At 36.2% G+C, this 26,269-nt stretch carries 25 protein-coding genes; 6 read left to right on the top strand and 19 right to left on the bottom strand.

All coding sequences use genetic code 11. From position 1 onward, the window contains the following. Positions 1-60 precede the first annotated feature (60 nt). Complete coding sequence (locus ACWPVE_RS20015) at positions 61-1,395, bottom strand: MDR family MFS transporter (RefSeq protein WP_453996466.1); 1,335 nt, start codon at positions 1,393-1,395, stop codon at positions 61-63. 115 nt (positions 1,396-1,510) lie between these two features. Between ACWPVE_RS20015 and corA the strand changes: the two genes are divergently transcribed. Both corA and pepF read left to right on the top strand, forming a co-directional pair. Then, entirely contained in the window at positions 1,511-2,461 is a 951-nt protein-coding gene (gene corA / locus ACWPVE_RS20010; protein WP_453996464.1) for a magnesium/cobalt transporter CorA, read from the top strand. Positions 2,462-2,621: 160 nt separating this feature from the next. Next, positions 2,622-4,436, top strand: a complete 1,815-nt coding sequence (gene pepF / locus ACWPVE_RS20005) for an oligoendopeptidase F (RefSeq protein ID WP_453996462.1) — start codon at positions 2,622-2,624, stop codon at positions 4,434-4,436. Between the two features lie 190 nt (positions 4,437-4,626). Here the strand turns inward: pepF and ACWPVE_RS20000 are convergent, their stop codons facing one another. The 5 genes from ACWPVE_RS20000 to ACWPVE_RS19980 form a co-directional block, all read right to left on the bottom strand. Further along, positions 4,627-4,719: a hypothetical protein gene (locus ACWPVE_RS20000; protein WP_453997654.1), complete on the bottom strand. Its 93-nt coding sequence runs from the start codon at positions 4,717-4,719 to the stop codon at positions 4,627-4,629. 530 nt (positions 4,720-5,249) lie between these two features. Further along, the gene (locus tag ACWPVE_RS19995; protein WP_453996460.1) at positions 5,250-5,696 is read right to left on the bottom strand and encodes a hypothetical protein; all 447 of its coding nucleotides are present in this window, start codon (positions 5,694-5,696) and stop codon (positions 5,250-5,252) included. Positions 5,697-5,829: 133 nt separating this feature from the next. Continuing rightward, positions 5,830-8,202 (bottom strand): polyprenyl synthetase family protein, encoded by a 2,373-nt coding sequence (locus ACWPVE_RS19990; protein WP_453996458.1) that lies wholly within the window; start codon positions 8,200-8,202, stop codon positions 5,830-5,832. Between the two features lie 806 nt (positions 8,203-9,008). Continuing rightward, positions 9,009-11,177, bottom strand: coding sequence for a DNA topoisomerase III (locus tag ACWPVE_RS19985; RefSeq protein ID WP_453996456.1), 2,169 nt, complete (start codon positions 11,175-11,177; stop codon positions 9,009-9,011). Positions 11,178-11,250: 73 nt separating this feature from the next. Continuing rightward, on the bottom strand, positions 11,251-12,372 hold the full coding sequence (locus tag ACWPVE_RS19980) for a histidine kinase N-terminal domain-containing protein (protein WP_453996454.1): 1,122 nt from the start codon (positions 12,370-12,372) through the stop codon (positions 11,251-11,253). A gap of 165 nt (positions 12,373-12,537) precedes the next feature. Here ACWPVE_RS19980 and ACWPVE_RS19975 point away from each other — a divergent pair, with 165 nt between their 5' ends. Continuing rightward, positions 12,538-12,984, top strand: a complete 447-nt coding sequence (locus ACWPVE_RS19975) for a hypothetical protein (protein WP_453996452.1) — start codon at positions 12,538-12,540, stop codon at positions 12,982-12,984. A 264-nt stretch (positions 12,985-13,248) separates the two neighbouring features. Here ACWPVE_RS19975 and ACWPVE_RS19970 read toward each other — a convergent pair whose 3' ends face one another. The 6 genes from ACWPVE_RS19970 to ACWPVE_RS19945 all read right to left on the bottom strand — a co-directional run bounded on the left by ACWPVE_RS19970 (position 13,249) and on the right by ACWPVE_RS19945 (position 19,753). Continuing rightward, the gene (locus ACWPVE_RS19970; RefSeq protein WP_453990053.1) at positions 13,249-14,601 is read right to left on the bottom strand and encodes an IS1182 family transposase; all 1,353 of its coding nucleotides are present in this window, start codon (positions 14,599-14,601) and stop codon (positions 13,249-13,251) included. A gap of 128 nt (positions 14,602-14,729) precedes the next feature. Then, the gene (locus ACWPVE_RS19965; RefSeq protein WP_453996450.1) at positions 14,730-15,128 is read right to left on the bottom strand and encodes a hypothetical protein; all 399 of its coding nucleotides are present in this window, start codon (positions 15,126-15,128) and stop codon (positions 14,730-14,732) included. A gap of 124 nt (positions 15,129-15,252) precedes the next feature. After that, positions 15,253-17,169 carry a vWA domain-containing protein gene (locus ACWPVE_RS19960; protein ID WP_453996448.1) on the bottom strand — a complete coding sequence of 639 codons (1,917 nt, stop codon included), beginning with the start codon at positions 17,167-17,169 and terminating at the stop codon, positions 15,253-15,255. Positions 17,170-17,179: 10 nt separating this feature from the next. After that, positions 17,180-18,064, bottom strand: a complete 885-nt coding sequence (locus ACWPVE_RS19955) for an ATP-binding protein (protein WP_453996446.1) — start codon at positions 18,062-18,064, stop codon at positions 17,180-17,182. 261 nt (positions 18,065-18,325) lie between these two features. Continuing rightward, positions 18,326-18,412, bottom strand: coding sequence for a putative holin-like toxin (locus ACWPVE_RS19950; protein WP_223254366.1), 87 nt, complete (start codon positions 18,410-18,412; stop codon positions 18,326-18,328). A 102-nt stretch (positions 18,413-18,514) separates the two neighbouring features. Beyond that, on the bottom strand, positions 18,515-19,753 hold the full coding sequence (locus ACWPVE_RS19945) for a DHH family phosphoesterase (protein WP_453996444.1): 1,239 nt from the start codon (positions 19,751-19,753) through the stop codon (positions 18,515-18,517). A gap of 184 nt (positions 19,754-19,937) precedes the next feature. Here ACWPVE_RS19945 and ACWPVE_RS19940 point away from each other — a divergent pair, with 184 nt between their 5' ends. Continuing rightward, positions 19,938-21,302: an MATE family efflux transporter gene (locus ACWPVE_RS19940; protein WP_453996442.1), complete on the top strand. Its 1,365-nt coding sequence runs from the start codon at positions 19,938-19,940 to the stop codon at positions 21,300-21,302. A 179-nt stretch (positions 21,303-21,481) separates the two neighbouring features. On the opposite strand, the gene ACWPVE_RS19935 is transcribed toward ACWPVE_RS19940, so the two are convergent. Continuing rightward, positions 21,482-22,309: a deoxyribonuclease IV gene (locus ACWPVE_RS19935; RefSeq protein ID WP_453996440.1), complete on the bottom strand. Its 828-nt coding sequence runs from the start codon at positions 22,307-22,309 to the stop codon at positions 21,482-21,484. Between the two features lie 94 nt (positions 22,310-22,403). On the opposite strand from ACWPVE_RS19935, the gene ACWPVE_RS19930 reads away from it, so the two are divergent. After that, positions 22,404-22,532: a hypothetical protein gene (locus ACWPVE_RS19930; protein WP_453996438.1), complete on the top strand. Its 129-nt coding sequence runs from the start codon at positions 22,404-22,406 to the stop codon at positions 22,530-22,532. Positions 22,533-22,694: 162 nt separating this feature from the next. Here the strand turns inward: ACWPVE_RS19930 and ACWPVE_RS19925 are convergent, their stop codons facing one another. Genes ACWPVE_RS19925 through ACWPVE_RS19915 form a run of 3 tightly spaced genes read right to left on the bottom strand, consistent with a single transcriptional unit; the run spans position 22,695 to position 24,089 of the window. After that, a complete protein-coding gene (locus tag ACWPVE_RS19925) occupies positions 22,695-22,985 on the bottom strand; it encodes a hypothetical protein (protein ID WP_453996436.1) in 291 nt (96 codons plus the stop codon). 45 nt (positions 22,986-23,030) lie between these two features. Then, positions 23,031-23,696, bottom strand: a complete 666-nt coding sequence (gene bshB2, locus ACWPVE_RS19920; RefSeq protein ID WP_453996434.1) for a bacillithiol biosynthesis deacetylase BshB2 — start codon at positions 23,694-23,696, stop codon at positions 23,031-23,033. Positions 23,697-23,738: 42 nt separating this feature from the next. Further along, complete coding sequence (locus ACWPVE_RS19915) at positions 23,739-24,089, bottom strand: YojF family protein (protein WP_453996432.1); 351 nt, start codon at positions 24,087-24,089, stop codon at positions 23,739-23,741. A gap of 395 nt (positions 24,090-24,484) precedes the next feature. On the opposite strand from ACWPVE_RS19915, the gene ACWPVE_RS19910 reads away from it, so the two are divergent. Beyond that, the gene (locus tag ACWPVE_RS19910) at positions 24,485-24,718 is read left to right on the top strand and encodes a hypothetical protein (protein ID WP_453996430.1); all 234 of its coding nucleotides are present in this window, start codon (positions 24,485-24,487) and stop codon (positions 24,716-24,718) included. Positions 24,719-24,758: 40 nt separating this feature from the next. Here ACWPVE_RS19910 and ACWPVE_RS19905 read toward each other — a convergent pair whose 3' ends face one another. From ACWPVE_RS19905 to ACWPVE_RS19895, 3 genes are all read right to left on the bottom strand, one after another. After that, positions 24,759-25,025, bottom strand: a complete 267-nt coding sequence (locus ACWPVE_RS19905) for a phosphocarrier protein HPr (protein ID WP_453996428.1) — start codon at positions 25,023-25,025, stop codon at positions 24,759-24,761. A gap of 76 nt (positions 25,026-25,101) precedes the next feature. Next, positions 25,102-25,911, bottom strand: a complete 810-nt coding sequence (gene mutM, locus ACWPVE_RS19900) for a bifunctional DNA-formamidopyrimidine glycosylase/DNA-(apurinic or apyrimidinic site) lyase (protein WP_453996426.1) — start codon at positions 25,909-25,911, stop codon at positions 25,102-25,104. Between the two features lie 95 nt (positions 25,912-26,006). Further along, positions 26,007-26,246 carry a hypothetical protein gene (locus tag ACWPVE_RS19895; RefSeq protein ID WP_453996424.1) on the bottom strand — a complete coding sequence of 80 codons (240 nt, stop codon included), beginning with the start codon at positions 26,244-26,246 and terminating at the stop codon, positions 26,007-26,009. Positions 26,247-26,269: the final 23 nt, after the last annotated feature.

The raw sequence follows: 26,269 nt of genomic DNA, 5'->3' as shown, positions 1-26,269 counted from the left end.
CATACAATAAAATTCTCTGATATTATAGAAAAAAAACCAAAAGGCTTATGCCCCCTGGTTTTATGAGTTTTGTAGACTATGAGAATATAATTTTTGGCTGGCAAAAAAGCTAATAACTGTTGCAAGTGTAACAGCTATGATCATATACAAGGTCAAATGATGCATCCCTTTTTCCACATTAATTTGATTAGTAATCAGCATTCCCATAATACTTGCTCCAAACGTCGTGCCAATATTTCTAGCAAAAAAATGAAGACTTGTTGACATACCCTTTTGATGTGCTTCTGCCATTTCCTGCGAGCCGATTGTTCCAATTGTCACAACGATACCAAAGGCAAACCCTTGAATCGTTAGAATTCCAAAAATATACCAGAAGCTAGATTCTTTATTCAAGAATAAAGCTAGAACCGCAGAAAGGACGAGAAGTCCGTTTCCTAAAAATATCGTTTTGCGATATCCATATTTTAAAATAAGCTTCCCTGATGGAACAGATGCCAACATCCAAGCAGCACTCATTCCGAACAGTACAAGTCCACTTATTATAATTGAAACCCCTTGAACCTCTTGCATAAAGAGTGGAATATAATTAGAAAACGCAAAAATACTTAAGAATATCAACAAACCATTTATGTTTAACCATGAGATGTTTTTATTGCTTAAGATTTCAATTGGGATAAAGCGTTTATCCGATTTCTTCTCACATAAAAGAAAGAGAACTAGGAATATAATCCCAAGTAAATTATAGATTAAAAGATTTTTAGTTGTTATAGTATTCATTAAAAATGAAAGCATGCTTCCAGTAAATAGTATAGCGCTAAGATAATTTAGTGGATTTGTATCCTTCGTAATGTTTTCTTTATATGGAATTAAACATAACAGGACGATGATTCCGATTGGAATATTAATAAAGAAAATCCAACGCCACGACATAGATTCTACGAAAAATCCACCGATTAGAGGTGCGATTACAGCTGATACACCCCACATGGCTGAAAAAAAACCTTGTATTTTTCCACGCTTTTCGATCGAATAAAGGTCTCCAGCAATGATCATTGTCAAGGGTGAAACCCCTCCAGCACCTAATCCTTGAATTCCACGATAGATAATTAATTCAATCATGGAATTTGCCAAACCACAGAGCAATGAACCAATGGTAAAAAGAATCATCGAAATACTAAATATCTTTTTTCTTCCATAAATATCGGCAAGTTTCCCGAATATTGGTAAGGAAACAGTGGAAAATAAAATATAGATGGCAAACATCCATCCATAGAACTTATAACCTCCAAGTGTTTCTGAAATGGTTGGGGCTGTAGTCTGGAGGATGGTTGTGTCCATAGCACTAATAAGCATCGCCAGCACAATACTTACTAAAACAAACGGTTTAGATTTCATCTCTTTCTCCCCTATACGCTTTGAGTTCCTCCATTATACTACAAATAATGGAAATGAAAATAAATATGTTTTTTCAAAAAAATTGTGTCTCCTAAAAAATAAATGAGGTAATTATATGATTCGCATTACTGCTATTACAGATAACCATGAACGATTGACAAATGTTCCTATTTCAGAAGTGAGAAAGAATGATTGGAAATGGTATTGGATTGATTTTAATTGTCCTTCAGAAACAGAGATGGAGGAACTATCACGTACACTTCAGTTTCATCCCTTGGCAATTGAAGACTGTATTCATGTATTGCAACGGCCAAAATTAGATTTTTATGATTCAAATACCTTTTTCGTTTCACATAGTCTCTCTGGTAATACGATGGAAAAGGAAGAAATTAATATGTTTTTAGGTGAGAATTATATTGTGACTTTTCATTTAAAAGAATCAAGTGAAGTAAATGAAGTGTGGAATAGGCTAAAAGCTTCCGACATGATACAAAATTGGGATCCCTCCCTTGTTTTATATCATATCATTGATAAGTTAGTTGATAATTATTTTCCAATTATCTATCATCTTGAAGATACATTAAAAGAAATAGAAGAAAATTCAAATGAAAAATCAATGGAAGAACTTTTAGATGAGCTTTTTGAAACGCGTCATCATTTACTCACGCTCCGCCATACTGTGACACCGATGAGGGATTTGGTCTATCGAATCATTAATTCGCACCGATTGGAATTTCTGCAGCACCGAATTGAATATTTTCATGATATCCATGATCATTTGTTACGTCTAACAGAAAAAATTGATGCAAACCGTGAATTAACAGCAGATATACGCGATAGTTATTTGTCACTTAACTCCCACCAAACGAATAAAGTGATGCGAATTTTAACCGTCATTACAACGATTTTCATGCCACTCACTTTTATTGCAGGTATTTATGGCATGAACTTTACGTATATGCCAGAACTCACATATAAATATGGTTATTTTGTAATTCAAGCGATTATGATTGTCATTGGCATTGGCATGTTTATATGGTTCAAGCGAAAAGGCTGGTTTCGGTGAGATGTTTGAATCGATATGAACTTGTCATCACAGTAAATAGAAGTGTCTCGGTTATCTGAGGCATTTGCAATAACTTTCTGAAAATACTATCAATGGATCAGTCTTTTCGTTTATAATAAAAATTGTTAGAGTACCGAAATAGTTACTAGGAGGTAAGATCATGACAATGGTGAAGGAAAAACTACTAACACGTGCTGAAGTGCCAGTTGAACAAACATGGAAACTAGAGGATTTATTTCTATCGGTTGAAGCATGGGAACAGGAATTAGCTGCACTTGAGGTTGATGTATCAACTGTTACAAAGTACAAAGGTCAATTAGGAAATGGAGCAAAGGTATTTTTAGATTGTTTATTAGCAAGAGAAGAACTTCAAAAACGTATGATTTTAGTAGGTACATATGCAAACTTACGGTTTAATGAAGATGCTACAAATTCTGAAAATCAAGGGAATGCAGCAAAGGTTTCATCTATTTTCTCATCAATCAGTGCGGCTCTATCATTTATTGAGTCTGAAATCCTAGCATTACCAGATGGTACAATTGAACAATACATAAAAGAAGAAAAAGAGTTAGAAGAATTTAAGAATAATTTAAATGTCATAATGGACAAAAAGCCACATACCCTCTCACCTGAAACAGAAGAAACACTGGCAGCACTTGGTGAAGTTCACGATGCACCGTATATGATTTATCAACGAAGCAAAGCATCTGACATGACCTTTCCTTCCTTTAAAGATGAAGAAGGAAAGGAGCTCCCACTTTCTTTCGCATTATTTGAGGATCGCTATGAGCTTTCGGAAAATCCAACGGTAAGGAGAAATGCATTTGAGGCTTTCTCTGATACATTAAAAAAATATAAAAATACGTTTGCTGCTGCCTACGGAACGGAAGTAAAGAAACAGGTAGCATTATCCAAATTGAGAAGCTATGAGTCTGTTACACATATGCTTTTACAACCTCAACAGGTTACATTAGAGATGTATCATAATCAGTTAGATATTATTCAAACTGAGCTAGCGCCACATATGCGTAGATTTGCTAAGCTTAAACAACGTGTACTCGGTTTGGAGAAAATGCATTTTAGTGATTTAAAAGCACCACTTGACCCAGATTTCAACCCAAAAACAACGTATGAAGAGGCTTCAAAAACAATTCTAGAAGCTTTACAGGTGATGGGACCTGAATATAGTGCAATCATGGAAAAGGCACTTACAGAGCGTTGGGTCGACCTCCCAGCAAATATCGGAAAATCGACAGGTGCTTTCTGTTCTAGTCCATATGGAGCACATCCATACATTCTTATTACTTGGACTGACACAATGCGTGGTGCCTTTATTTTAGCTCATGAACTTGGTCATGCGGGTCATTTTTATTATGCAAATGGACATCAACGAGTTGGCAATACAAGACCATCCACTTACTTTATTGAAGCACCTTCGACCATAAACGAATTGCTGCTAGCAGAGCACCTATTGTCGAAAACGGATGATAAGAAAATGAAACGTTGGGTAATCTTACAATTGTTAGGAACGTATTATCATAACTTTGTCACTCACCTTCTCGAAGGTGAATATCAACGCCGTGTCTATGCGCTTGCGGAAGACGGTAATCCAATAACCGCACCAGGATTAAGTGCCATTAAAGGTGACGTATTAAAATCCTTCTGGGGAGATACAGTCGAAATTGATGATGCTGCAAGTTTAACTTGGATGCGTCAGCCACATTACTATATGGGACTCTATCCCTACACATATTCAGCAGGCTTAACAGCCTCAACTGCTGTTGCTCAGTTAATCAAAGAAGAAGGTCAGCCTGTCGTAGAACGTTGGATAGAAGTATTAAAGGCTGGTGGCACGATGAAACCCCTAGAACTACTTAAGCATGCTGGCGTTGATATGTCTAATCCAGATGCAATTCGAAAAGCAGTTGCGTATGTAGGCGAGTTAATTACTCAATTGGAAAGTCTTTACGAATAAAAGGAAATCAGGCTGTCCAAAAGGTCAAGGAAATGTGACTTTTGTGGGCAGCCTTTTTAATTATATAAGATGGGCTGTTGATTTCCGATGTAATTACTCGCATTCTTACTCGTATCATAGAGAGTTTTTTAGGATTTTCATTTTACCATGAATGATTTACAAAATAACCATATGGTAAAAAGTTTTCATATCAGCCTGTACAAGCCATGATTACATTTCCGTCTAGGTCTTTAAAATTGAACCAAGCAAAATGATCTCCTACCCTTTCTAATTCTCTTACAATTTCAATATTGTTAGCATTTATAAAATGATAGGCTGCATCAATGTCTTCAACGATAAAATTAAAGATCGGGTTCGGTAATGGTCTGTGAGTAAAAGTAGGATCAAATGCGTGGTCATCTAATGTTAAACTCGTCGTTTTGAGTAACTGGAATATTACAAACGGGAGATTGCACCTTATTTATATCAAATTTAACCCCTAAGATATGGCTATACCATTCAGCTGATTTTTTTTAAGTCTGAAACGTGTATGAATACCCTACCCATTGTATTTTTAATCGGTGTTTGTTTTACCTTTTTCTATTTCATACTTCCATTTTAAATCAGTGGTGTCTTGCGAATTTTTACGCTTAAATAATCGGTCAATCGACCACTACTACGTCGATTCCCTTTATAAGGCATACATTCTATAAAAAACAAAAAATCCCTTTAGACTTACTCACAAATCTCAGCTAAAAAGCTCACCATTAAAGGTAAGCTTTGTGTGGCGATATGAATATCTGTTGTGTATCGTTTTGACTTACCTGCTATTTGTTAAAAACACGTAAATGATTGGATTTGTCGTAAGCTTATTCCGAAATAGACCCATCTAAAGCCATTCCATCTATAGCCCGAGACTGACCTTCTACCAACAAATGTAGGGTAGAACCAGAATTGTCCTGGACCTCTTAACCATACGTAGGTATATCTAAATAGGCATCCTCGTATACTTCCTGGATCGATTGCAAATGCTTGTGCTTGTTGGTTTTGGGTTGGAACAAATGATGGAGGTGGTGCTGTTGGTGGTCCTCCCCCCTGTCCACCAAATGGTGGGAATCCGCCTGGTCCTTGACTTGAGGGTCCAAATGATGGCCCCATTGACCCTCCTCCGAAAATTGGAAAAAGGGAACCGAGTTGTCTTTCGTAATCATGAGGAGATTCAAACTCTGTGTGGTATGGTTGTGTTGCCCCCATATACCCATACGGGTCATAATAATACATCTTTTTATCACTCCTTATTCATAGGCTACTAGCATCCTATTCTATAGGCTTATGCCTTTCAACTTGTACAACTAAAATGGGCATTTACCTAGATAAAAAAATGACCCACCATACGATGATGGCGGGCCATTTTTTAGTGGTCTCTTTGCACAAAATAATTTAATATATGTTTTAAAAATGTCGTTCTTAGTGGAAGATCTTGTAATGTTTCCATCGCCAAACAATAGTGCTCCCACAGTGCTTTTCTTGCACCATCTACTCCCAATACTGTTACAAAGGTTGACTGATTATTTTTTAGATCATTGCCAGCTGTTTTTCCAAGAATTGAAGATGTGCTTTCCACATCTAGTAAATCATCCTTTATTTGAAAAGCAATACCAGCATGATAGGCAAACTTTTTTAACGCATTAATTTTGAATTCGTCTGCTTGAGCAAGTATGGAAGGCATGATAAGTGCTGCTTCAAATCCTTTTCCTGTTTTTAAAAAGCACATCATATTAAGTTCATCTAGTGATAGATGTTTTCCTTTCGATTCTAAATCCATCGCCTGACCTTTACACATATCCATCGTACTCCCAGATGAATACTGAATCAATTTAAGAACTGTTTTCGGATCAAAATGAGTAAGGGATGCCTGTTCAAATGTCGCGTTTTGTGTCAGAAAAAGCCCTGTTAACTCTGCAATAGCTGTATTATATGCTTGGTGGACGGTGGATTTTCCACGCCGAAAAGACGCATTATCCTGGGATGGCAGGTCATCATAAATTAACGATGCTGTATGCATGTATTCAATTGATTTTAAAAGTGGCAAAATGGTCATTTCATCTAACCCGTATTCTTTTACGCCCATCATCCAGGTCAATATCGGTCTTAATCTTTTTCCATCTCCTTCAAGACTGTAATTTGCGGCTTCGGTTATTGGAGTAGTGTCATTGTCTATATTCTGAATCTGAAAATGGCTATTTAACTTTTCACGAACTTTTTCTACCATTTCGATAAACTGTTCATGGTCTTCTCGTTCATTTCTTAAACTTGTTACCATCTGATCTCTCAAGAGTTTGTCAAAAAAATCAACATCATCTGCACGACGAACCATTTTTTGAATTAACTTGTCAAAGGCTTCATTTCCAGTAGAAAAAGTGGCCATTACTTCTTCATACACTTTATTTCCTACCCGTTGTTTATATCTCTTCAATCCATTAATGGCACGATTTAAAATAATCTCACGGACTTTCGGATCTTGATTGTATACGTTATGAATTAAGAAAGAAATGACAGACCAATATAGCTCAAATGGATTTACTAAATCACTCCGCTGCTGATGATGGGTTAAATAATACGTATAGGGTGTTACTGCACCATCTTCTAAATCGGAAAACATATCTGCAAAATCATCTGCGAGTTGGTTATAGATACCATAATAAAAAATTCGGGTGTTAATCTCTTCGTCCTCAGAGGCACGAATAAGCGAACGAACTATCAATCTAGATGAAGCAGATTTAATGATGATCGGTACAAATAAATCTTCATTCGTGTAAGTTGAATTTGACAAGTCTTTTTCACGGTCGACTTCTTGGGATTTAAAAAAGACATAGGACTGTTCAAAAAAGGAATCTAGTGCTTCTTTAGGCTGATTACTTTTAATATATTGGAAGGCTTCTGATAATTCTGCGTGTATAAATTCTAGCAACACTTTATTTTCATCCATCCAATTACCTAAAGCAGGGACAGTACCTGTTAGAAGTGTAGACCGAATCAGGTCCGAGTACTGCTGCTTTTCTTTGTTTGACAGAATGTTGGCATCTAATAAATCATCAATAAATGGATAAGTGAGGCCATAGGCATAGCCTAGTCGTAAAGCCACATCAAGTCTTTTGGCACGCTTATTTGGTGAGAGATTCTCTCCTAATTCTTCTATTTCATTCATTACGACTCCTGCAATGATCTTAAGCAGTTTTCTCTGGGCATGCGTCGCATCCATTCCCTCTGGTAGATTTCTAGCAACAACTTTTAATTTATCAATTAACCAAATAATCGTTGACTCAATTCCCTCTTTTTGTCCCCATCTATACAATCCTGCCATGGTAAACAGATCCATATGATCTTGTTTTTTCTCTTTTGCTGTTCTTTCTAGTAGACGCTCCTTTAAATTGGTTACCACGCTCTGAATTCTCTCTATCGTCTTCTTGGATGTAAGATCTTTTCCCATATCTCTCATAAAAATATAGGAAATACTGCGATCTAAGTAGCTCTCTAGTTTGCCGTTGTAATGTAGCCAACGAATATAACGATCATAACTTCCTTTTTCAAAGTTTTTCTTTTTGCCTTTAAACGAAAAGATCGAACGATGAATATGGTCTTGTTTCCAAGAGTGTATATCACTTGTTAATGTTTCAATATACTGCTTCTCCTTCACGTCTTTTAAAAGCGACTGAAGATACTGTTCAGCTTGCTTTTGTTCATCTTGATATTTTTTTTGGGGATTATTTATTAATCCTACATTCATCTTTTTGATACCTCAACTTTTGTTCATTCCTTTTGTGTGAAACATAATCATATTCAATTCATTCTACCTTTAAACTAACACATTCTTTACATGACGACCATTTATGTATTTGTAAATGAAATATCTTCTAAATATATACTTCGACTATTCATTTACTTGTACCTACTTTCATCATAGGTATATAAAGCATATTAATGTCAGTATATTTCTGACTTATGCTTAATATCCCATGTCTTTCCAACTAGTATTCTATAGCGTAATATCGTTTTATATGTGTTGTATAAATTTATAAATTTATACCAAACGGCTGGTTTTCGTCCAAACAATGTAGCAAACTGGATGAATAAGAGATTTCAATATAATCTCAAACAGCTAGTGATGGAACGTTCGTTACACATTACAGATTATCTGTATGACAAGCTGATGGTAAATACGATCTTGAAAAATATGTGAACCGTGGAGATCCAGTTGATTTCTTTAAAACTGGAGATAAAATCACACCTGTTTCAGGCAAAGTCCATTCAGGCTCATACTACTTCTGAAATGGATATAGTTCGACTCCAGCAAATTCTGGAATCCATATAACGGATATCGTTGAAAATGAAGCTGGTTCAATCACAGGTAAATTTTATTACAGTACAAACCAAGGTAAGAAAAAATAATATTTCCATAATGCTAAATTGTTCTCCCCTACTTCTTTTCTTATGTTCTTATTGCGAGTGGTTTGCCTGCCCTTGAAGTGTGGGATACGAATGAAAAAACCTGAGTCATATTCGAACTCAGGTTTCTTTCCATTTAAAAACGCCCTATTTATCTAACTTTAGTTTTGCTAATGCATCGGCTAATGCGGTATTGATTGGTTCTTCTTTTTGTTGTTTTTTCATGTAGCTGGAAATTTCCCGCTTCGAGAGTTTTCCTGCTTGATTCTTTTTACGGCGTTCGTTGAAGGTGGCTAATTTCTCTCGATGACCACATTTACAAACGAATATTTGGCCTTCTCCTTCGCCCCGCAATTCTAATTTCTTATGACAATTTGGACACCTTGCATTTGTGAGTTTCGCAATATTTTTACGATGTCCACACTCACGGTCCTGACAAACAAGCATTCTTCCTTTTTTGCCATTCACTTCAAGCATTAATTTCCCACAGTCTGGACATTTCGTACCTGTGATATTATCATGCTTGAATTTTGAATCACTTGTTTTGATGTCGGAGACAACTTCCTTTGTATACTGCTTTATATCTGAGATAAATGCATTCTTTTTTAGACGACCTTTTGCAATTTGTTCGAGCTTCTGCTCCCATTCTGCGGAAAGGACTGGAGATTTTAAATCATCTGGAACAAGCTCTAAAAGTTGTTTTCCTTTATTTGTGATGTGGATGTCTTGGCCTCTTTTTTCAATCAAAAATGTATTAAATAGTTTTTCTATAATATCAGCACGCGTTGCAACCGTACCAAGTCCGCCTGTTTTTCCAATTGTCTCAATTAGGTCCTTGCTTTCTCCTGCCATGTATTTAGCTGGATTTTCCATAGCTGAAAGTAACGTCGCTTCATTGAAAGGCTTTGGTGGTTGTGTTTCTTTTTCGATTTCTTTAACGGAATAAACCTTCAGGCTCATTCCTGTTCGTATGGAAGCTGGAATTTGACCATCATCCTCATTTTCATCCATTGTTGTAATGACCTCTTTCCAACCTAAAGAGGTGACTGTAATTCCTTTTGCAACGAAAAGCTCGTTGCCAATTCGTGCTTGAACTGTTTTCTGTTCATACGTATAGGGTGGTAGAAATACCGCTAAGAAACGTTTTACAATGAGGTCGTAGATTTTTTCCTCTTTCGCAGATAACGATTGAAAGTTTGGACGTTCTTCAGTCGGAATAATTGCATGATGATCTGTAACCATAGCATTATCAACAAACGATTTATTTGTTTTAATACTCTTTAAAATCTTTGCTCCAAGCTTTGCATATGGCTGAACCATACACGCTTCAATTCGATCTTTTAATGTATCAATAATATCTGTTGATAGATATTTTGAATCCGTACGAGGATAAGTTACAAGTTTATGTTGTTCGTAAAGTTTTTGAAGTACATTTAACGTCTCTTTCGCCGAGAAACCAAATCGTTTATTCGCATCTCGCTGAAGCTCTGTTAAATCATAGAGCTGTGGTGCATAGCTTTTCTTTTGTGATGTTTGTACATCCGTGATTTTTGCTTCTTGTCCCTGTAGTGATCGGACAATCGATGCTGAAACATCTTGCTTGAAAATTCGTTGCTCTTTCGTTTTTTCATGTTGCCATTTCAAAGACAATGTTTCCGTCATCGCTTTAATTTCATAATAAGGGATCGGATTAAAGTTTCTAATTTCCTCTTCGCGTTTTGCAATTATTGCTAAAGTCGGTGTTTGGACACGTCCGCATGAGAGTTGGGCGTTAAACTTAGTTGTTAGTGCTCGAGTCGCATTGATGCCAACGAGCCAGTCAGCTTCTGCCCGAGCAACAGCTGAAGAATACAGATTTTCATATTCTTTTCCGCTTTTTAGGTTCGCAAATCCTTGTTTAATTGCTTTATCGGTCACAGAAGAGATCCATAAACGTTTGATCGGTTTACGTGTATTTGATTTTTCGATGATCCATCTCGCGACAAGCTCTCCTTCTCGCCCTGCATCTGTTGCGATAATAATTTCATGTACATCTTTTCGATGCATTTGCGCTTTTACCGCACTGTATTGCTTACCAGTTTGTTTAATGACGACAAGGCTTAATGGATTAGGAATAATCGGTAAGTGCTCTAATTTCCACGATTTATATTGTTCCCCATATTTTTCGGGGTCTGCTAATGTGACAAGATGCCCTAACGCCCATGTCACGATATATTTATCCCCTTCGAAAAAGCCATTCCCTTTTTTGTGACAATTAAGAACTCGGGCAATGTCTTTTCCAACAGAAGGTTTTTCTGCAAGAACAAGTGATTTCATTTTAATTCCTCCAATTCACTCTTCCTATTATACACGATTCCAAATTGAAGGCATAAAGAAAACCCGGTCTTATTTACCGAGTTTGGTTAACTACAATAGGAAGTGCAATTTGGAATTCAGTTAAACTGGAGTCTGAAGTGCAGGAGATCGTTCCCCCATGTTTCTCAATGATTTTTTTACATACAAATAGTCCGATCCCTGTCCCGAATTCTTTTGTTGTATAAAATGGTTCAAAGATCGTATCAACCGATTCCTTTGGTATCTCGGGTCCGTTATTAGAAATGGACACAACAATTTGATGTTCAACTTTTTTACCTTTAATCATAATGGTACGATCGGTTTCACGTTGTCTCAGTGCGTCGATGGAGTTTATGAGAATATTTAATAGAACTTGTCTGATCTCGTCTTCATTAACGGTAATACGTAAGTCAGCGTCAATATCCGTTAAAACTTTTACATCTCCCTCTAAAATACTAGCATAAATAAAATCAGTAATATCGTTAAACAAGTCAGTTAATGAAATCTCGTTCTGGGAATTCTCCACCAATTCTTTCTTTGAGACATGAAGGAATTGTGAGATTTTGTAATTTAACTGATTTAATTCATGACTTATGATGTCTAAATATTTTATATCAGGATTATCATTACCGATTAATTTGACAAACCCGATGATTGCTGTAAGAGGATTTCGAAATTCATGAACAAATGTTGATGCCATCTGGCCTAATATGGTTAGGCGTTCTTGATGACTTTGGTCTATGTATTGAATTTTCTCTTGGAGCTGCTTTTCTTTCATTTCCGTGTATTTTGAAACAGCGTGATATGAAAATAAGTCAAAGATGCGATTTACTTCCTCAAAAACAGGAGCTAATTGTTTATGGTCTAGATTTGCCTGATAGATATATTTTAAGATTTCAGATCTACCGAGATTGACATTATAGACAAATGCACCAATATTAATATTGGCTTCTACACGTTCTTCGGCAAGTTTATAGGCAAACAATTTAATCTGTTCTTCATTGATTGGATTGATTAATGAGTTTTTGATCAATTCAAACATCGTTAGACCATTTAATACTACTTTATCTTTATGAACATCATTCTCGGCTATCACGGTTCTTTCTTTCCATGATTTTAAAAAGTATGATAAATTGCTTTCTAGGTAATAAATAAGTTCTCCTACAACTTGATTCATTTTCGTTCAAGTCCTTTCATCATCTTACATTACTCCATAATATGTATTTATTCTACATTTTTTGCAAATCTCCTTTTTGAATTTTAAAAAAATTAAAATAGTAGACAAGTTTCCTATAGGGTCAAGCATACATTATAGAAAGAGAAAGGATAGGAGGGTTGATAAATGAATTTTGTAGTGATTAAAAAAAGTTGGATTGTTACTGTTTTGGTTGCTGCAATGGTATTAATTGGAGGCTGGATTTGGTTAAAACCTGAAATCATTCCGACAATTGCTCCACTAGCCGCTAAAGATGATGTTGTCATACATATCACAACAGGAGAATTAAAATCAAAAACAGATGACGGCAGAGAAATTGAATCTTACTTCTGGAATCCTGGCACTGTTTATGTACCACAGGATAAGGAGGTAACGTTCAAGATTTTTGGCGTAAACGGTAAGGAACATTCCTTCTATATCGAAGGTACAGACATAAAAGGCACTGTGAAAAAAGGTGAAGAAATTACAGTGAATACAACTTTTAAAGAAGAAGGCATGTATCGCATCATTTGTCTGAATCACTCAGATATTAATAATAACGGTCCAATGATTGGTTATATTGTTGTAGATTAACTTAAATAATGCAAGGCACCCCAATTCTAGCTAAAGGCAGGCACGTCTTGTGCCTAACGCTAGAATTCTTAACGTCCTAGTATGGCTTGTGGCGTTTTAGTAAATGGTGCATAAAGCTAGAAATGAAAAACAGGAGAGCTAACTCTCCTCAGAGTGTAGAGAAAGGGGTATTTTTTCTCTACACTTTTTGTTTTCGGTGGTTTTTGTAGTTGTAAGTTGACATTATTCTTTATCAAAAATCTTGAAAATATCACTCCCAACCATCTAGCCTTGCTTGGCTAGGTGGTTGGCAATCTTTTTCATGTTCTGGCAGGCTGCTGTAAGTAATACCTGCTCACTAGCATTTTTAATTCCCCGTAACCTACAGTAGCGAAGCCCATGCAGCTCTTTTGAGTCTGCGAAGCTTCGCTCTACGGTTTCTTTTCTAAACTTATAAAGAATTTTCCCTTCTGGAGAGAGGCGATTTAGCCTCACCTTATCTTTATGATCTTCCCAAACATGACGAGTAACAACTTTTTGCTTATTCTGGGATCTAGTGCATTGTTCAAGAAGAGGGCAGGTTGAACATTTCTTGGGATCTGACTTGTACTCTCGGTAACCTTCTCTTGTAGTTGAACGATATGTTAGTTCCTCGCTATTTGGACAAACATAAATGTCATTTTCTTTATTATATTTAAACTTCCATTTTGGAAAGAGTCCTTTTGTTGGTTGATACCTTCTATGGGCAATAACTCCAAAGATCTTACGATCTGATAATCCTTTGCAAATCGGATTAGTTAAGTATCCAGAGTCAAGAGCAACAGCTTCCACATTAAAGTTAAATCGTAAGATTTGACGATCTAAACGGCTAAGATATGGTATTGAATCATGGACATTACCTGGAGTTACGAATGCATCAGTTATAATGTTAAACTTCAAATCTGTTGTCCGATGGTCTAAATAACAGAACATCTCTTGCTTATTGTCTCGCGACATAAACCCACTTTCTGGATCTGTGGTACTTACTCTAATCTCTTTTGTTTCTTTCACCTCCTCCTTTTCCTTTAAAGGCTTTTTTCCATGTTCAGCACGATCTTCTTCAATTGCCTTATTTAACTCATTTAAATATTCACGAGTTTCTACTTCAACTTCTTCCCTTGTAAATTTATGTTTATTCGCATTAGCTTTGAGATGAGTGGAGTCCGTAAATAAGACTCTTCCGCCAACCATTTTGTGATTCATTGCAAGAAGAACAATTTCATCAAAGATTTCTTGGAAGATGTCTGTATCTTTAAAACGCTTATGGCGATTCCAGCTTATTGTGGAATGATGTGGTACAGGATCTTTAAATCTGAGACCTAAAAACCAACGATATGCGACATTAAGTTTTATCTCTTGTTCAAGTTGTCTTTCGGAACGGATACCATAAAAATATCCAATAAACATCATTTTAAAAAGAACAAGAGGGTCGATCGAAGGTCGACCATTATCTTCAGAGTAGTAAGGTTTTACTCTCTCAATTATAAAAGAAAAATCTATGTATTTATCTATTTTTCGTAACAGATGGTTATCTGGAACAAGCTCGTCAATTGATACAAATTCAATTTCATTTTGTGTATTTTCCCTAGTATTTAACACAATATCACCAACCCTAATTTATTAACTATATTATAACATATTAATGCGGTGAATTAGTAAAGTGTATCAAAAGAATAAAGGCTGTCGAGACTTTCTCGACAGCCTGAGGAGAGCTAACTCTCCTGTTTTTATATTTTCCGCACTGTAATCGCATTTGTTGTTTTTTTGATAATACAGTCTTCAATATCAGCTTGTCCAAGGAGACCCAGGGTAATAGCAGCTTCAACCTTCTGTTGATCAGGTTGTTTAATAACTCTAATGCATTCGACAAGATTTAATTCTTCTAGTTTTTTAACCATTTTCTCATCATGGTAGCTTTCAGAGGAACGAACTTGGCGTTGAATCTTGTAGTTTCCTACAATTGATTCCCCTTTTTTGTGTTTTCCTACTGTCTCATCAAAATACACGTTCAAGACTTTCTTCATTTCTTTTATTTCCTTTTCAATCTCCTTCGCCTTTTCACTTAATGTAAAATACTTACTAATGAGCTCTTCAGGAAGTTGTGTAAAAGACTTTGAATCTTGCAATTAGCTTCACCCCTAAAATCCTTGATACTTCATCATATGAAGTGGGATGAAAGAACATTCTAACACAAAAGATTTTGGAAATAAGAAAAGAGCAATAACCGTTATACGGCTTTGCTCCAATAAGTTATATACTCTTATACAACAGCTTTTTAAGTAACGGAAACAGGACATCTGGCAATTGGTCAATATTTGGAACCAAGATGCTATACTTTCCATAAATGTTTTGAATTGTTGTTTGTTGACCTTCATCGATTTCTCCATTTGATAGAAAGACGTTAATGACTTCAATTCCATGCTTACGTGCTTTAATAACTGCTTCATGTGTATCGATAATCCCATTTTGCTCGTAATCAAAAGCGGCTGGCTCGCCGTCAGAAAAGACAAGCAGAAATTTTTGTTTTTCAGTTCGTTGTAATAGCTTTTTTGTTTGCAAACGAATTGAAAAACCGTCGCGATTGTCTTCTTCGGGCTCAAGTTGCATAATCTCTGCACCATAACTTCGCTTTAAGCTTGAGTCAAAATCAATCACCGTTTGCATATAGTTTGGTTGTTTCGTACTATCAGCATCATTTGTATCCTCCCAGAAACCGGTTATATCATGAGGTACTTGGACAGATTTTAGCGCTTCATGAAACAAGGCGATGCCTAGTTTTGTCTGGTCCATTTTATCGTACATGGATGCTGAGCAATCAACTAACAAACTGAACACTGCATCAATTTGATGGGACGGCTGCTCTTTCTTATAAAATAATCTAGGATTGTCATCTGTAATCATACGAAGCAACTTTTTATTTAAACGGCCAAAATGTAGATCTTCTCTAGGAAGATTCTTTTTATGCTCTAGAGTTTTTAGGATCATTTGCTTTAATTTTTTCTGATAAGGAGCAATGATAGCCTTGTTTTTCTCGTAGTCGATAACTTCATCGTCTGTTGGTTTTCTAGCCTTCTTAAAAACAGGATAGGCAAAACGATTTTCCTTTCCAAATTCGGACTCTGAGGAACCTTCCTTTTCTACGTGTTCCATTTCCATTGCTTCGATTTTGGAATAATCATTGTTTTTACTTTGTTGTGATGAACCTTGCACCATACCTAAAGCCTGATCACCTTCTTCGCCTTCTCTCGCTCCTTCGCCCATGAGGTTGGTTCTGGAGCCTTGTTCTAAGTCAAATTGTAAAAAGCTTTTGGTAGGTGTATTTGTTTCTCGATGCCAGGTTTCGAACTTCTCCTCATGGATGTCTTCGTCTCCTTTTTTCACGTCATCGAGCACATCATTATTTTTTAGTTTATCTTTTCGTTTCAAGTCATCAATTGTCAAGCCGTTCTCTAGTTGCTCGTAATCTAGCTCTGGTAAATGAAAATACGTATTCAACATATCCTCATCGAGTACATCTTCTAACACATCGATGATTTCCTTACATACAAACACGATCTCTTTGGTTGATTTCGCATCAAAGACTTTCGCCAGTTGACTTCGAAGAAATGGAATCACGAGGTCAATTTTTTCTTGAATCGAAGGGATTTCTTCTAGTGGTGATTCAGCTGTCAAAAGTAGAAATAGTGTGTTGAAAAGAGCATCTGTTGGAACACTCTTCACAATGTTTACATGAAGTTGGTCCTCATAATATTTGCGATAAATCCGTCGTCTTTCATTAAAGGCTCTACGTGTTCCAGGGCGTTCCTTTATACAAAGTTCCTCTAGACGGAAATCTTCAAAAAGCATAAACAATTGCTTTGCAAAACTAGACAAGTCAGACTTTCTGCAGAATGCTAAATAACGATCAATTTCTTTAAAATCAGTGTGTTTCATGCTGCCGATTGTTCGCAAAAAAACATCACTTAATAATCCGTTTCGTTTGTCATTGTTAGGTCGATTATCCCAAAAATGGCTAATGATGATTTTGGGTTGAATCGGATCAAGGTATGACTTATAACCTAATTCGACTTCAAGTTCGGGATTCTTTGAGATTGTTTTCGCAAGGTCTGATAATTCCATGAACAGGAAGGAATCCACCTTTTTATCATTGAATTGTATAAATCTCATGGTTATAACCTCACTCAAACAGAGTTTCTGCTATATTTTTAACCGCTGCTTTCTCCCGATCATCTTCAAGTTTTTCGATAATTCCACGTTCGATTGCACGTAATGGCGGCATATACATCGCTAAATCACATGTATCAATTAGTGCTCGAATCGAAGCGGCTTCCTCAGAAAGCATCCCACCACGAACCTGTGTAATTAAATCTGATGATAAGGATACAAATTGATTGATTAATTTTTCATCTTGTAATTCCGTTTGGGTTTGAAGGACATCTTTAAGTGTTTCACCTTGAATATAAGGAACATCAATCACCACAAAACGGTTTTTCAATGCCTCATTTAATGGCACAGTGCCTACATATCCTTCATTAATTGCAGCTATGACACCAAAGCCGTTTTCTGCACGTACCACTTCAGCGGTAAATGGATTTGTAATCATTTTGCGATAATCTAGTACACCATTTAGGATGGGTAATGTTTCAGGCTTTGCCATATTGATCTCATCAATATAAAGTAAATAGCCTTTTTTCATCGCATTTATCACAGGCCCAGGAACAAAATCAATTTTCATTTTTCCTTCATGCTCTTGGATTGTTTTAAAACCAAGCAAGCTTTCCGCATCTAGGTCAACTGAACAGTTAATGCTGTACATTGGCTGCCCAAATAATTGAGAAATTGTCTCCGCAAGCTTTGTTTTTCCAGAGCCAGTTGGGCCCTTTAGAAGTACATTTTTTCCGATGCTTAGAGCTATTATCGCGTCACGAATAATGTTAATATCTGATGGTGTGTACCCACCTTTTCCAATTAGAAGCTCATCACTGGTAACGCGGCTTTTTCTATTTGAAATTTCGGTTTGTATATTTTTCGGTAATGTTAAATCTTCAAGTTGAATAGTCATGAAGTATCAAATCCTCTCGTATATATCTTATACCCTCACGTATTTTAACGTAGTTTATCCAGTCGAGCAATGAATCCACCTTATAAATCATATATTTGTACATTTTTCAAGAAAATATGGTATGATAATAATAACAATTCGTAAAATACAAATAGACCGCAGATGTTGCGAGCATCTACGGCCTAGCAATAGAATGGTCCCACTAAGAGGATCAGCCTAAACGAATAGACCTCACCCGATTTTTAGCCGAATAAGGGAGGTCTATTTTTTATTGTTGTCAAAAGATAATATCGCAACAACAAGTGACGCAAACGAAAGCATAATTACAAGGCTCTCATAAATCGTCATATAGGCATCACCCCCTTTCTTGGGAGCTTAGCCGACCACCCTTATGGACAACCTATTGCATATTTATTATAGCATATTTTACCACACGAACACACGTTTCAATTAAAATTGGTTCTTTATACTCACAAGAGAACCGTCGATGTTCGCTTTAATTGCATCTTCTTTCTTTTTGAGATGCTCTCCAATATATGAAACCAGTTCATTGTCAAATGCTAATCCACTTGCAAATTGACGTTTGACAAACCGTTCAGCCTCTTCAAACGTTGCAAACTTTGCATCCAATGTTTTCTTCTCATGATGGATTACCCAATTGTTTTCTTTTTTGAAGATGAACGACTTTTCGCCTTTTCGATTTACATAGAGAGTTCCATTCTCGTTCTCTTTAAGATTAAGTAGGTTTTCAGGCGCATCATGACGTATCGCATATAGTGGAAATGTATTTTTGACGAATAGTTCAAATGCCGAATCACCTAAAGTGCATCCTGAAGCTTTCGGATGTCCTCCGCCACCATATCGTTTAGCAAATTCAGATACATCTACTTCATCATGTATCGTACGCAATCCAATTTTTTTCGTACCAACATTTAAAATCGCAATTAAGTCTAAATGAGGATTTAGCTTACCAAGGGCATTTCCAAGCTCAGAAATATATTGCTCAGCATGAACCACACCGACACAATATTCCTCAATAAAGATTTGAACAATTTGTCTATTTTTCGAATTGATATAACGCTCGATCTTCTTGTCCTCTGTATCTAAGAGGAATTCTTCCCCTTCCGTTAATTGGAAGGATTCACGATTGTTTTGAAGCCTCTCAAGCATTTTTTCCTCAAATTCTTCAATTCCAATAATAAAAAATAAATCATTTAGACGTTTTGCTTCCACTCGATTTTCAGACTCCCATTCCCATGTATCATAGAGTCTTACTAATTCGATAAATTCTTCTAACCCTTTATGTTCTTCGATTAGATTTTTCTCACGAAGAAACTCATAGTACAGTGAAGTTGCACAGGTTTTCTTACCAGATTCATATTCAGCCTGTACAAATCCCCAGTCATATTTATTAAAATGCATCGCTGTCTTGTGGTGATCCACCATTTGTATATGATGACCTGCTTTATGTCGTTTCTCTAATGCTTTTTCATTTTTTTCATTGACAGCAAGGTCTGTTATATATACTTTTGATTGATTATGTTCGGGTTTTTCAATAAATTTTTCTACACGCTCATTTAAATTTCGGTAAGAGCAATAGGAGACATCAACCTCTTCACCAAATGCAAGTTTGGCAACAAGTCCACATCCTACGCCATCTAAATCACTATCTGAAAATAACTTTATCAAGTCGGATTCCCCCTTTACTCCTAGTTTCGATAACATCTGCTATTTTCATACCCATTTACTACTTTACACTAAAAAATAAAAAAGGACGAGTCTTCCCTTAGGAATTGAAAAATATTTTTCTTCAATCAAGTCACTTTTGTGATATAATCCATTAATCATAATGAAGGTAAAAGGAAATGGTTCTATGTATCAAACATCAACACTAAAAGAAAAATATAAATTATTTATTCATATTCTCATTCCGATTCTCGTTACACAGGTTGGTCTCAATCTGATGACTTTCGTTGATACAATGATGTCAGGTCGTGCTGGAGCATATGACCTCGCGGGTGTAGCGATTGGCTCTAGTCTTTGGGTACCGGTGTATACAGGTTTATCGGGGATTCTATTGGCAATTACACCGATAATTGCCCATTATGTTGGGGCAAGACAAACGGATAAAGTTCCTTACTCAGTTATGCAAGGCATCTATATTTCTGTATTCATCGCCATTGTCGTAGCATTGATCGGTGCAATTGTATTAAATCCCATCTTAGGACTTATGAAATTAGATTCAGAGGTTCGTGAAATTGCAAAAGATTATCTCATTGGACTTTCTTTCGGAATTGTGCCGCTCTTTATTTATACTGTACTGAGGTCATTTATTGATGCTCTAGGTCATACTCGCGTAACGATGATTATTACGCTAACTTCCCTTCCAATTAATGTGATCTTTAACTATTTATTGATTTTTGGAAGGTTCGGTTTTCCTGAACTTGGTGGGGCTGGAGCTGGCTATGCAACAGCGATTACGTACTGGTTAATTGTCATTATCTCAGTATGGATTGTAGTAAGACAAACACCGTTTAACGAGTACCGTGTATTACGAAAATTCTATTCAATATCTCTATCAAGCTGGAGTGAGATCTTAAAGCTTGGCTTGCCTATTGGATTCGCAATCTTTTTTGAAACGAGTATATTCTCTGCAGTAACACTCCTTATGAGTGAATTTAATACAATCACAATTGCTGCTCACCAAGTCGCAATTAATTTCTCGAGTTTGTTATATATGATTCCATTAAGTATATCAATGGCTCTAACGATTGTTGTAGGTTTTGAAGTCGGCGCAAAAAGATTTAGCGATGCAAAACACTATAGTGTTATAGGTCTTTGTAATGCTGTATTTATGGCTCTTGTGTGTGCAGCGATTATTTTGGTATTTCAAGAGCCGATTGCCAAAATGTATTCAACAAACACGTCCGTTATCGAATTAACAACTCAATTTTTAATCTATGCGATTTTCTTCCAACTTTCAGACGCGATTGCAGCACCTATACAAGGTGCACTTCGCGGCTATAAAGATGTAAATACAACCTTTGTAATGACTCTTATTTCCTACTGGGTAATTGGTTTGCCTGTAGGCTATGCATTGGCCAACTTTACATCTTTCGGTGCTTTCGGCTATTGGATTGGGCTAATTGTCGGTTTAGCTGCTGGCGCGATCACGTTATCAGGTCGACTCATCATTGTTCAGAAAAAAGCAACCAAATTAAAATTTAATATGGATTGATGGTAGGAGCTGTCCTTTGGGGACAGCTCCTTATTTATTTGTGAACTGGGATATAATTGAGATCGTTTGGGAAATGACGTACCGTCATTAACGCTATATTAACTAATGAATGACGATAAATGATATAGCGCAACATTAATTAAAGTATAATCCTTACTCCATATTTCAAATAATGAAATCTATATTAATTCACTTAAAAATTTAAGCTCATCTTCGTGTGAAAACTCATTTGAATGCGGAGTTTCAAGTACAAATGGAATTTCTGCAAACACTGAGCTTGATAACAATTCTTTTATTTGACTCACCTTAATTTCACCATGTGGAATAGTAGCATGGCGGTCCTTCATTGAATTTGTTGGATAGGCAGAATTGTTTAAATGAACCGCTTTAACATGGTCAAAATATCCAAGTTCTATCCCTTTCGACTCAACCTCTTGCCAATTCTCTCCATTCCATACACCACTTGCGAACATATGACATGTATCCAAACAAAAGCCAATTTTCTCAGGATACTCTGTTAGTTGTCTCACCTGAACAAGCTCTTCTATTGTTGTTCCAGTTGGACCGCTTTTTCCTGCGTTATTTTCTAGCAAGATAAGCGCTTCCCCGTCCCACTTAGACAGAACATCATTTATTGTTTCTATCATTCGTTGATATCCCTCAAGTGGATTCGTAGCATTTTTTAACACACCAAAATGAACGACGACACCAATCGATCCACATTCATTTGCAATGTCTAAATCATTTAAAAGCGAGTCCTTTACTAGTTCAATGTGATTCTCATCCGCTACTAAATTTGTGGGGTACGGTGTATGGGCGATGGTTAGTAATCCATGCTCTTTACAAAATTGGCTACACTCCATGGCATCACGACGATCAAACTCCTTCACAGAAAGACTTCGTGGATTTTTCGGAAAGTATTGAAAGGATCTTGCACCAATTTTAATAGCATGCCGAGCAGCACCTAAATAGCCATCTCGTATACTGATATGACTTCCAAATCTCATGGTCTCGTCTCCTAAACTACGTATATGCTTAGTTTTTCATTAAGAGTAAGAACTATTCATGTATTGGACATACTAGTTTTTGAGGTGACTTGATTTGGAAAATTATACGTCAAAAGATGAGTCAGTCGTGAATAAGTCAATCGAGGAATTAGAAGAGGAAATGGGCCTGTACCTCGTATCACCTGAAAAAATAAGTTCGATTTATGAAAACGAAGAAGAATAAGAAAAGAGCGAACTGAGAGTTCGCTCTTTTCTTCAGGTTTAGGAAATTATAAATTTCAAAATTACATGCATCGGCAACATCATCACTCGAAAAAAACGCAATGCAGGATCAAGAAAGTGTAAACATCGCCACATTAGTAACTGATGTTTGACTATATTTCGTTCATCCGTTCTGTATTCGTTCTATTTCTTCTAAGTAGAGATGCTGAAGGTTGAGTTTATCTTCTACTGTTAAAGTAGAGTCAAATATGCGCTTACTTGCTAAGATAAATTTCTCTAAAGGAGTTTTTCGAAGTCTAGGATGAGTTAATTCATCCAGTAAATCTCTCCGAATTGTTTCTCGTAGAATGTCTTCACTGTTTAAGTCCTTTTGCCAAAGTCTACGATTCATCCAAAGTGATTGATATGCTATTAAAAGTTGGTCAAAATCAACTGGATCTTTCTCTTTCTCCATGTTTTATAGAGCCCCTTTATTCTTAGAGTATTTTAGCTCCTATACTTAATCATCAAATTTATATGTCCAATACACTTCTGTACGAAGCCACTCAATCATTTCATCGTCATTGTCCTCAATTTTTTGAAGTAAATTTCCCATTAATCCCTCTGTTTGAGAACGATGTGCTTTTAAAGTAGCAAACTTTTTATCTAATACACTGCTGACATCAAATTCGACGTCGTGTTCACCAATTTTTTCGACGCGGTTATGTGTAATAGCTTTACAATATACTTTAGGTCTATTTTCTTTTGGTATACGTCTAACGGCACGAATTGTCGCTTCACCTGTCGCATCATGATCAGGGTGAACACCATGTCCTGGATAAAATGTAATAACGAGTGATGGGTTCACTTCTTTGATAATTTCTTCAATCGTGTCTGCAATTTTTTCTGGATCCAGGAATTCTAATGTTTTATCACGATAACCTAACATACGTAAATCCGAAATACCGCATGCTTTACACGCTTCTTTAAGCTCTTTTTTACGAATCTCAGGTAAAGTTTCGCGGTTAGCAAAAAACGGATTCCCAAGATTTCTACCCATTTCACCTAGTGTTAAACAAGCATAGGTGACAGGAACCCCTTTTTGTGTATTTAAACTGATTAAACCTGAAACCCCAAATGCTTCATCATCAGGATGTGGAAGCACGATTAAAATATGTCGTTCCATTTTATTTCTCCTTTGCTTTCGAATATGCCATCGACTTTTACGTTAGATTTTGAATGGAGTTTTGCTTATCTGAAGGGCAACTGCAAGTTTTCCTTCTTCATCATGGCCAGCCAGTAATAAGCGATCCATTTCATCTAACTCCCAATCGGTTAACCCTTCTGCATAAATCCAACCTATATCCATTTTAAGACCAACACGATATGGGTCATTTCCGACAATTTTTCCTTCTGTGAATGTAACAAGGGCGTTTCGTATAAAAGCACCTGCCGATGTTTTGCGTGCGCCAGAATGAACTGCATAAGCACCATTAGTTGTTTCAAGATGAATATATACGTTTTGGTTCGCAAAACCATCAATTAATTTTTGGACAGCTTCTTTCTCAATTGGTTTCAAATGTGAATCCTCCAAACTCTAGATATAAATATAATAATCATATTTAAATATTAACGATTTTATCAATAAAATTCCAATAATGCGAACTATAAAGTGAAACTTCAATCATAAAAGGGTGGTTTTTACCCTTTTATGATTGTTAGATGAGGCCCACAGGATGTGGGTCACAAAGACGTTGCCACAGGAAGTGGCGCACTTAGTCTTTGTTCGAAAGTTCGGACCTTTACGGGCAAAGTTACAAGAAAGACCCATGGTAACTATTAAAAACCTAGTAATGAATGCCTAATTGTCTAAAAAAATGGAATAAGGTTTTAAAGGTAGCATTTAATTACGGATATGGTATGATTTTCTACGTATTGGGTATATTACGAATATGAAGAAGGTGGTGAACAAAATTGTCAATAGAAAACATTGAATTACAGAATAATATGGAATTCGGTATAACACCGAAATTCATACCAAACTTATGCGAAGCAAAGACCTTAAAAGTTGTTGAGATAAATAATTCATCTGTCCGAATTGAACTAGAATCAAAGCAAAAAGGTGTCTTCCCACTCTCCCATTTTCAATATTTAATTCGCCATGGGGCCCTTGTATTACCAAAGGAAGAAGGAGAAGAAACTGCATAAATGAAAACAACCATCAGATAGATGGTTGTTTTCATTAGAATTATTCACCAAGTTTTTCTTCTTTTAATACACCTTCAAGTCCTTCAATTGCTGCATCTGCATCATTACCTTCAGCTTGAATTACAACTGTAGAGCCTTTAGGTACACCTAGTGACATTACACCCATAATTGACTTTAAGTTCACTGACTTGCCATTGAAACTAAGTGTAATTTCTGATTGAAATTGACTTGCTTTATGTACGAGCTTCGTAGCCGGTCTAGCGTGTAATCCAGCGTCGCTTGTAATTGTAAAAGTTTTTTCTGCCATAATTAGTAATCCCTCTTTCTATTTTTCTTACTACTATAGAATAGCCATTAATGGACAAGATAATCAAGTATAATTTTCAAATTTGACAATTTGGACAAAAAAAAGTTTTCTTTGAAGATATTTCCTCCCTCACAATTTGCGAATTACACCGAACACATGATTCACCTTCTCGGTCATAGACCTTACATATTTGATTATATCCACCCGTTAATTGATCTTCTCTAAACAGTGGTTGCTCTATATACCCTCCAACCTGAATGGCTTCTTGGAGAACAGAAGTAATGGATTTATACAATTTGTTAACTTGTGTAGCATCAAGTGTATCGAATGTCCGAGTTGGTAATAGTTCTGATGCGAAACATATCTCATCAGAGTAACAATTTCCGATTCCAGCGAGAAAATGTTGATCAATCAGTGTTGTCTTAAGCATACCTCTTTTGCTTTCAATTAATTTCTCAAACGCTTGAATGGTAAAACTAGGCTGTAGTGGTTCTGGACCCAAATCTGATAATTCTTCTTCAACTTGTTCGGAAGAAAGTAGGTGTAAATACCCTAATCTCAGTCCAATAAAACAAAGGCTTTGAGTTCCAAAGTTGAGGATAACTTGTTTTGTCCTTGAAATGGTATTTCCATCACTTTCTATATACATCAAACCACCAAGCATGAGGTGTAATAGCAACTTTTTTCCATTTGATAGGTCAAAAATAAGATGCTTTCCCCTCCGATGAATTTGGGTAATTTTATTATTGACTAGTTCATTTGTAAACTTGGAAACCGCGATATTTATTGATTTTTCACGATTTACTTCTACGGACTTTATTGTGTAACCTGCTATTTTTAGCTGGAGGAGGTTTTTATAGGTTTCCATCTCTGGTAGTTCAGGCATCATATCACCTCCGATGTAAGTTGTGCTTAGCATAAACAAAAAAGGATGATAACATGTATGGAAAAAGCCACGAAGGAAGACCTTCGTGGCAATGATCACTGTAATTTTTCAATTTCATTTTGAAGTTGCTTCGTACGTTTTGCATTTCCTTCTGCGAAATTTGCAAGTCTCACTTTCAGTTCTTCATCATGATGAACACGTTCAGAGGTAATTAAATAGCGCCGCATTAATTCTGATTCAGCCGTATAGGCTGTTTCTAGTATTTCTTTTAAAGAAACATCAGTAAGGGCATCTTCCCGATCATGATCACGGTCAAAATCCTTTTCATGATTCATTTCCATCACCTCTTTAAAAGTAT

Source organism: Bacillus nitroreducens (assembly GCF_964021195.1).
This window is presented reverse-complemented; position numbering and strand designations above follow the sequence as displayed.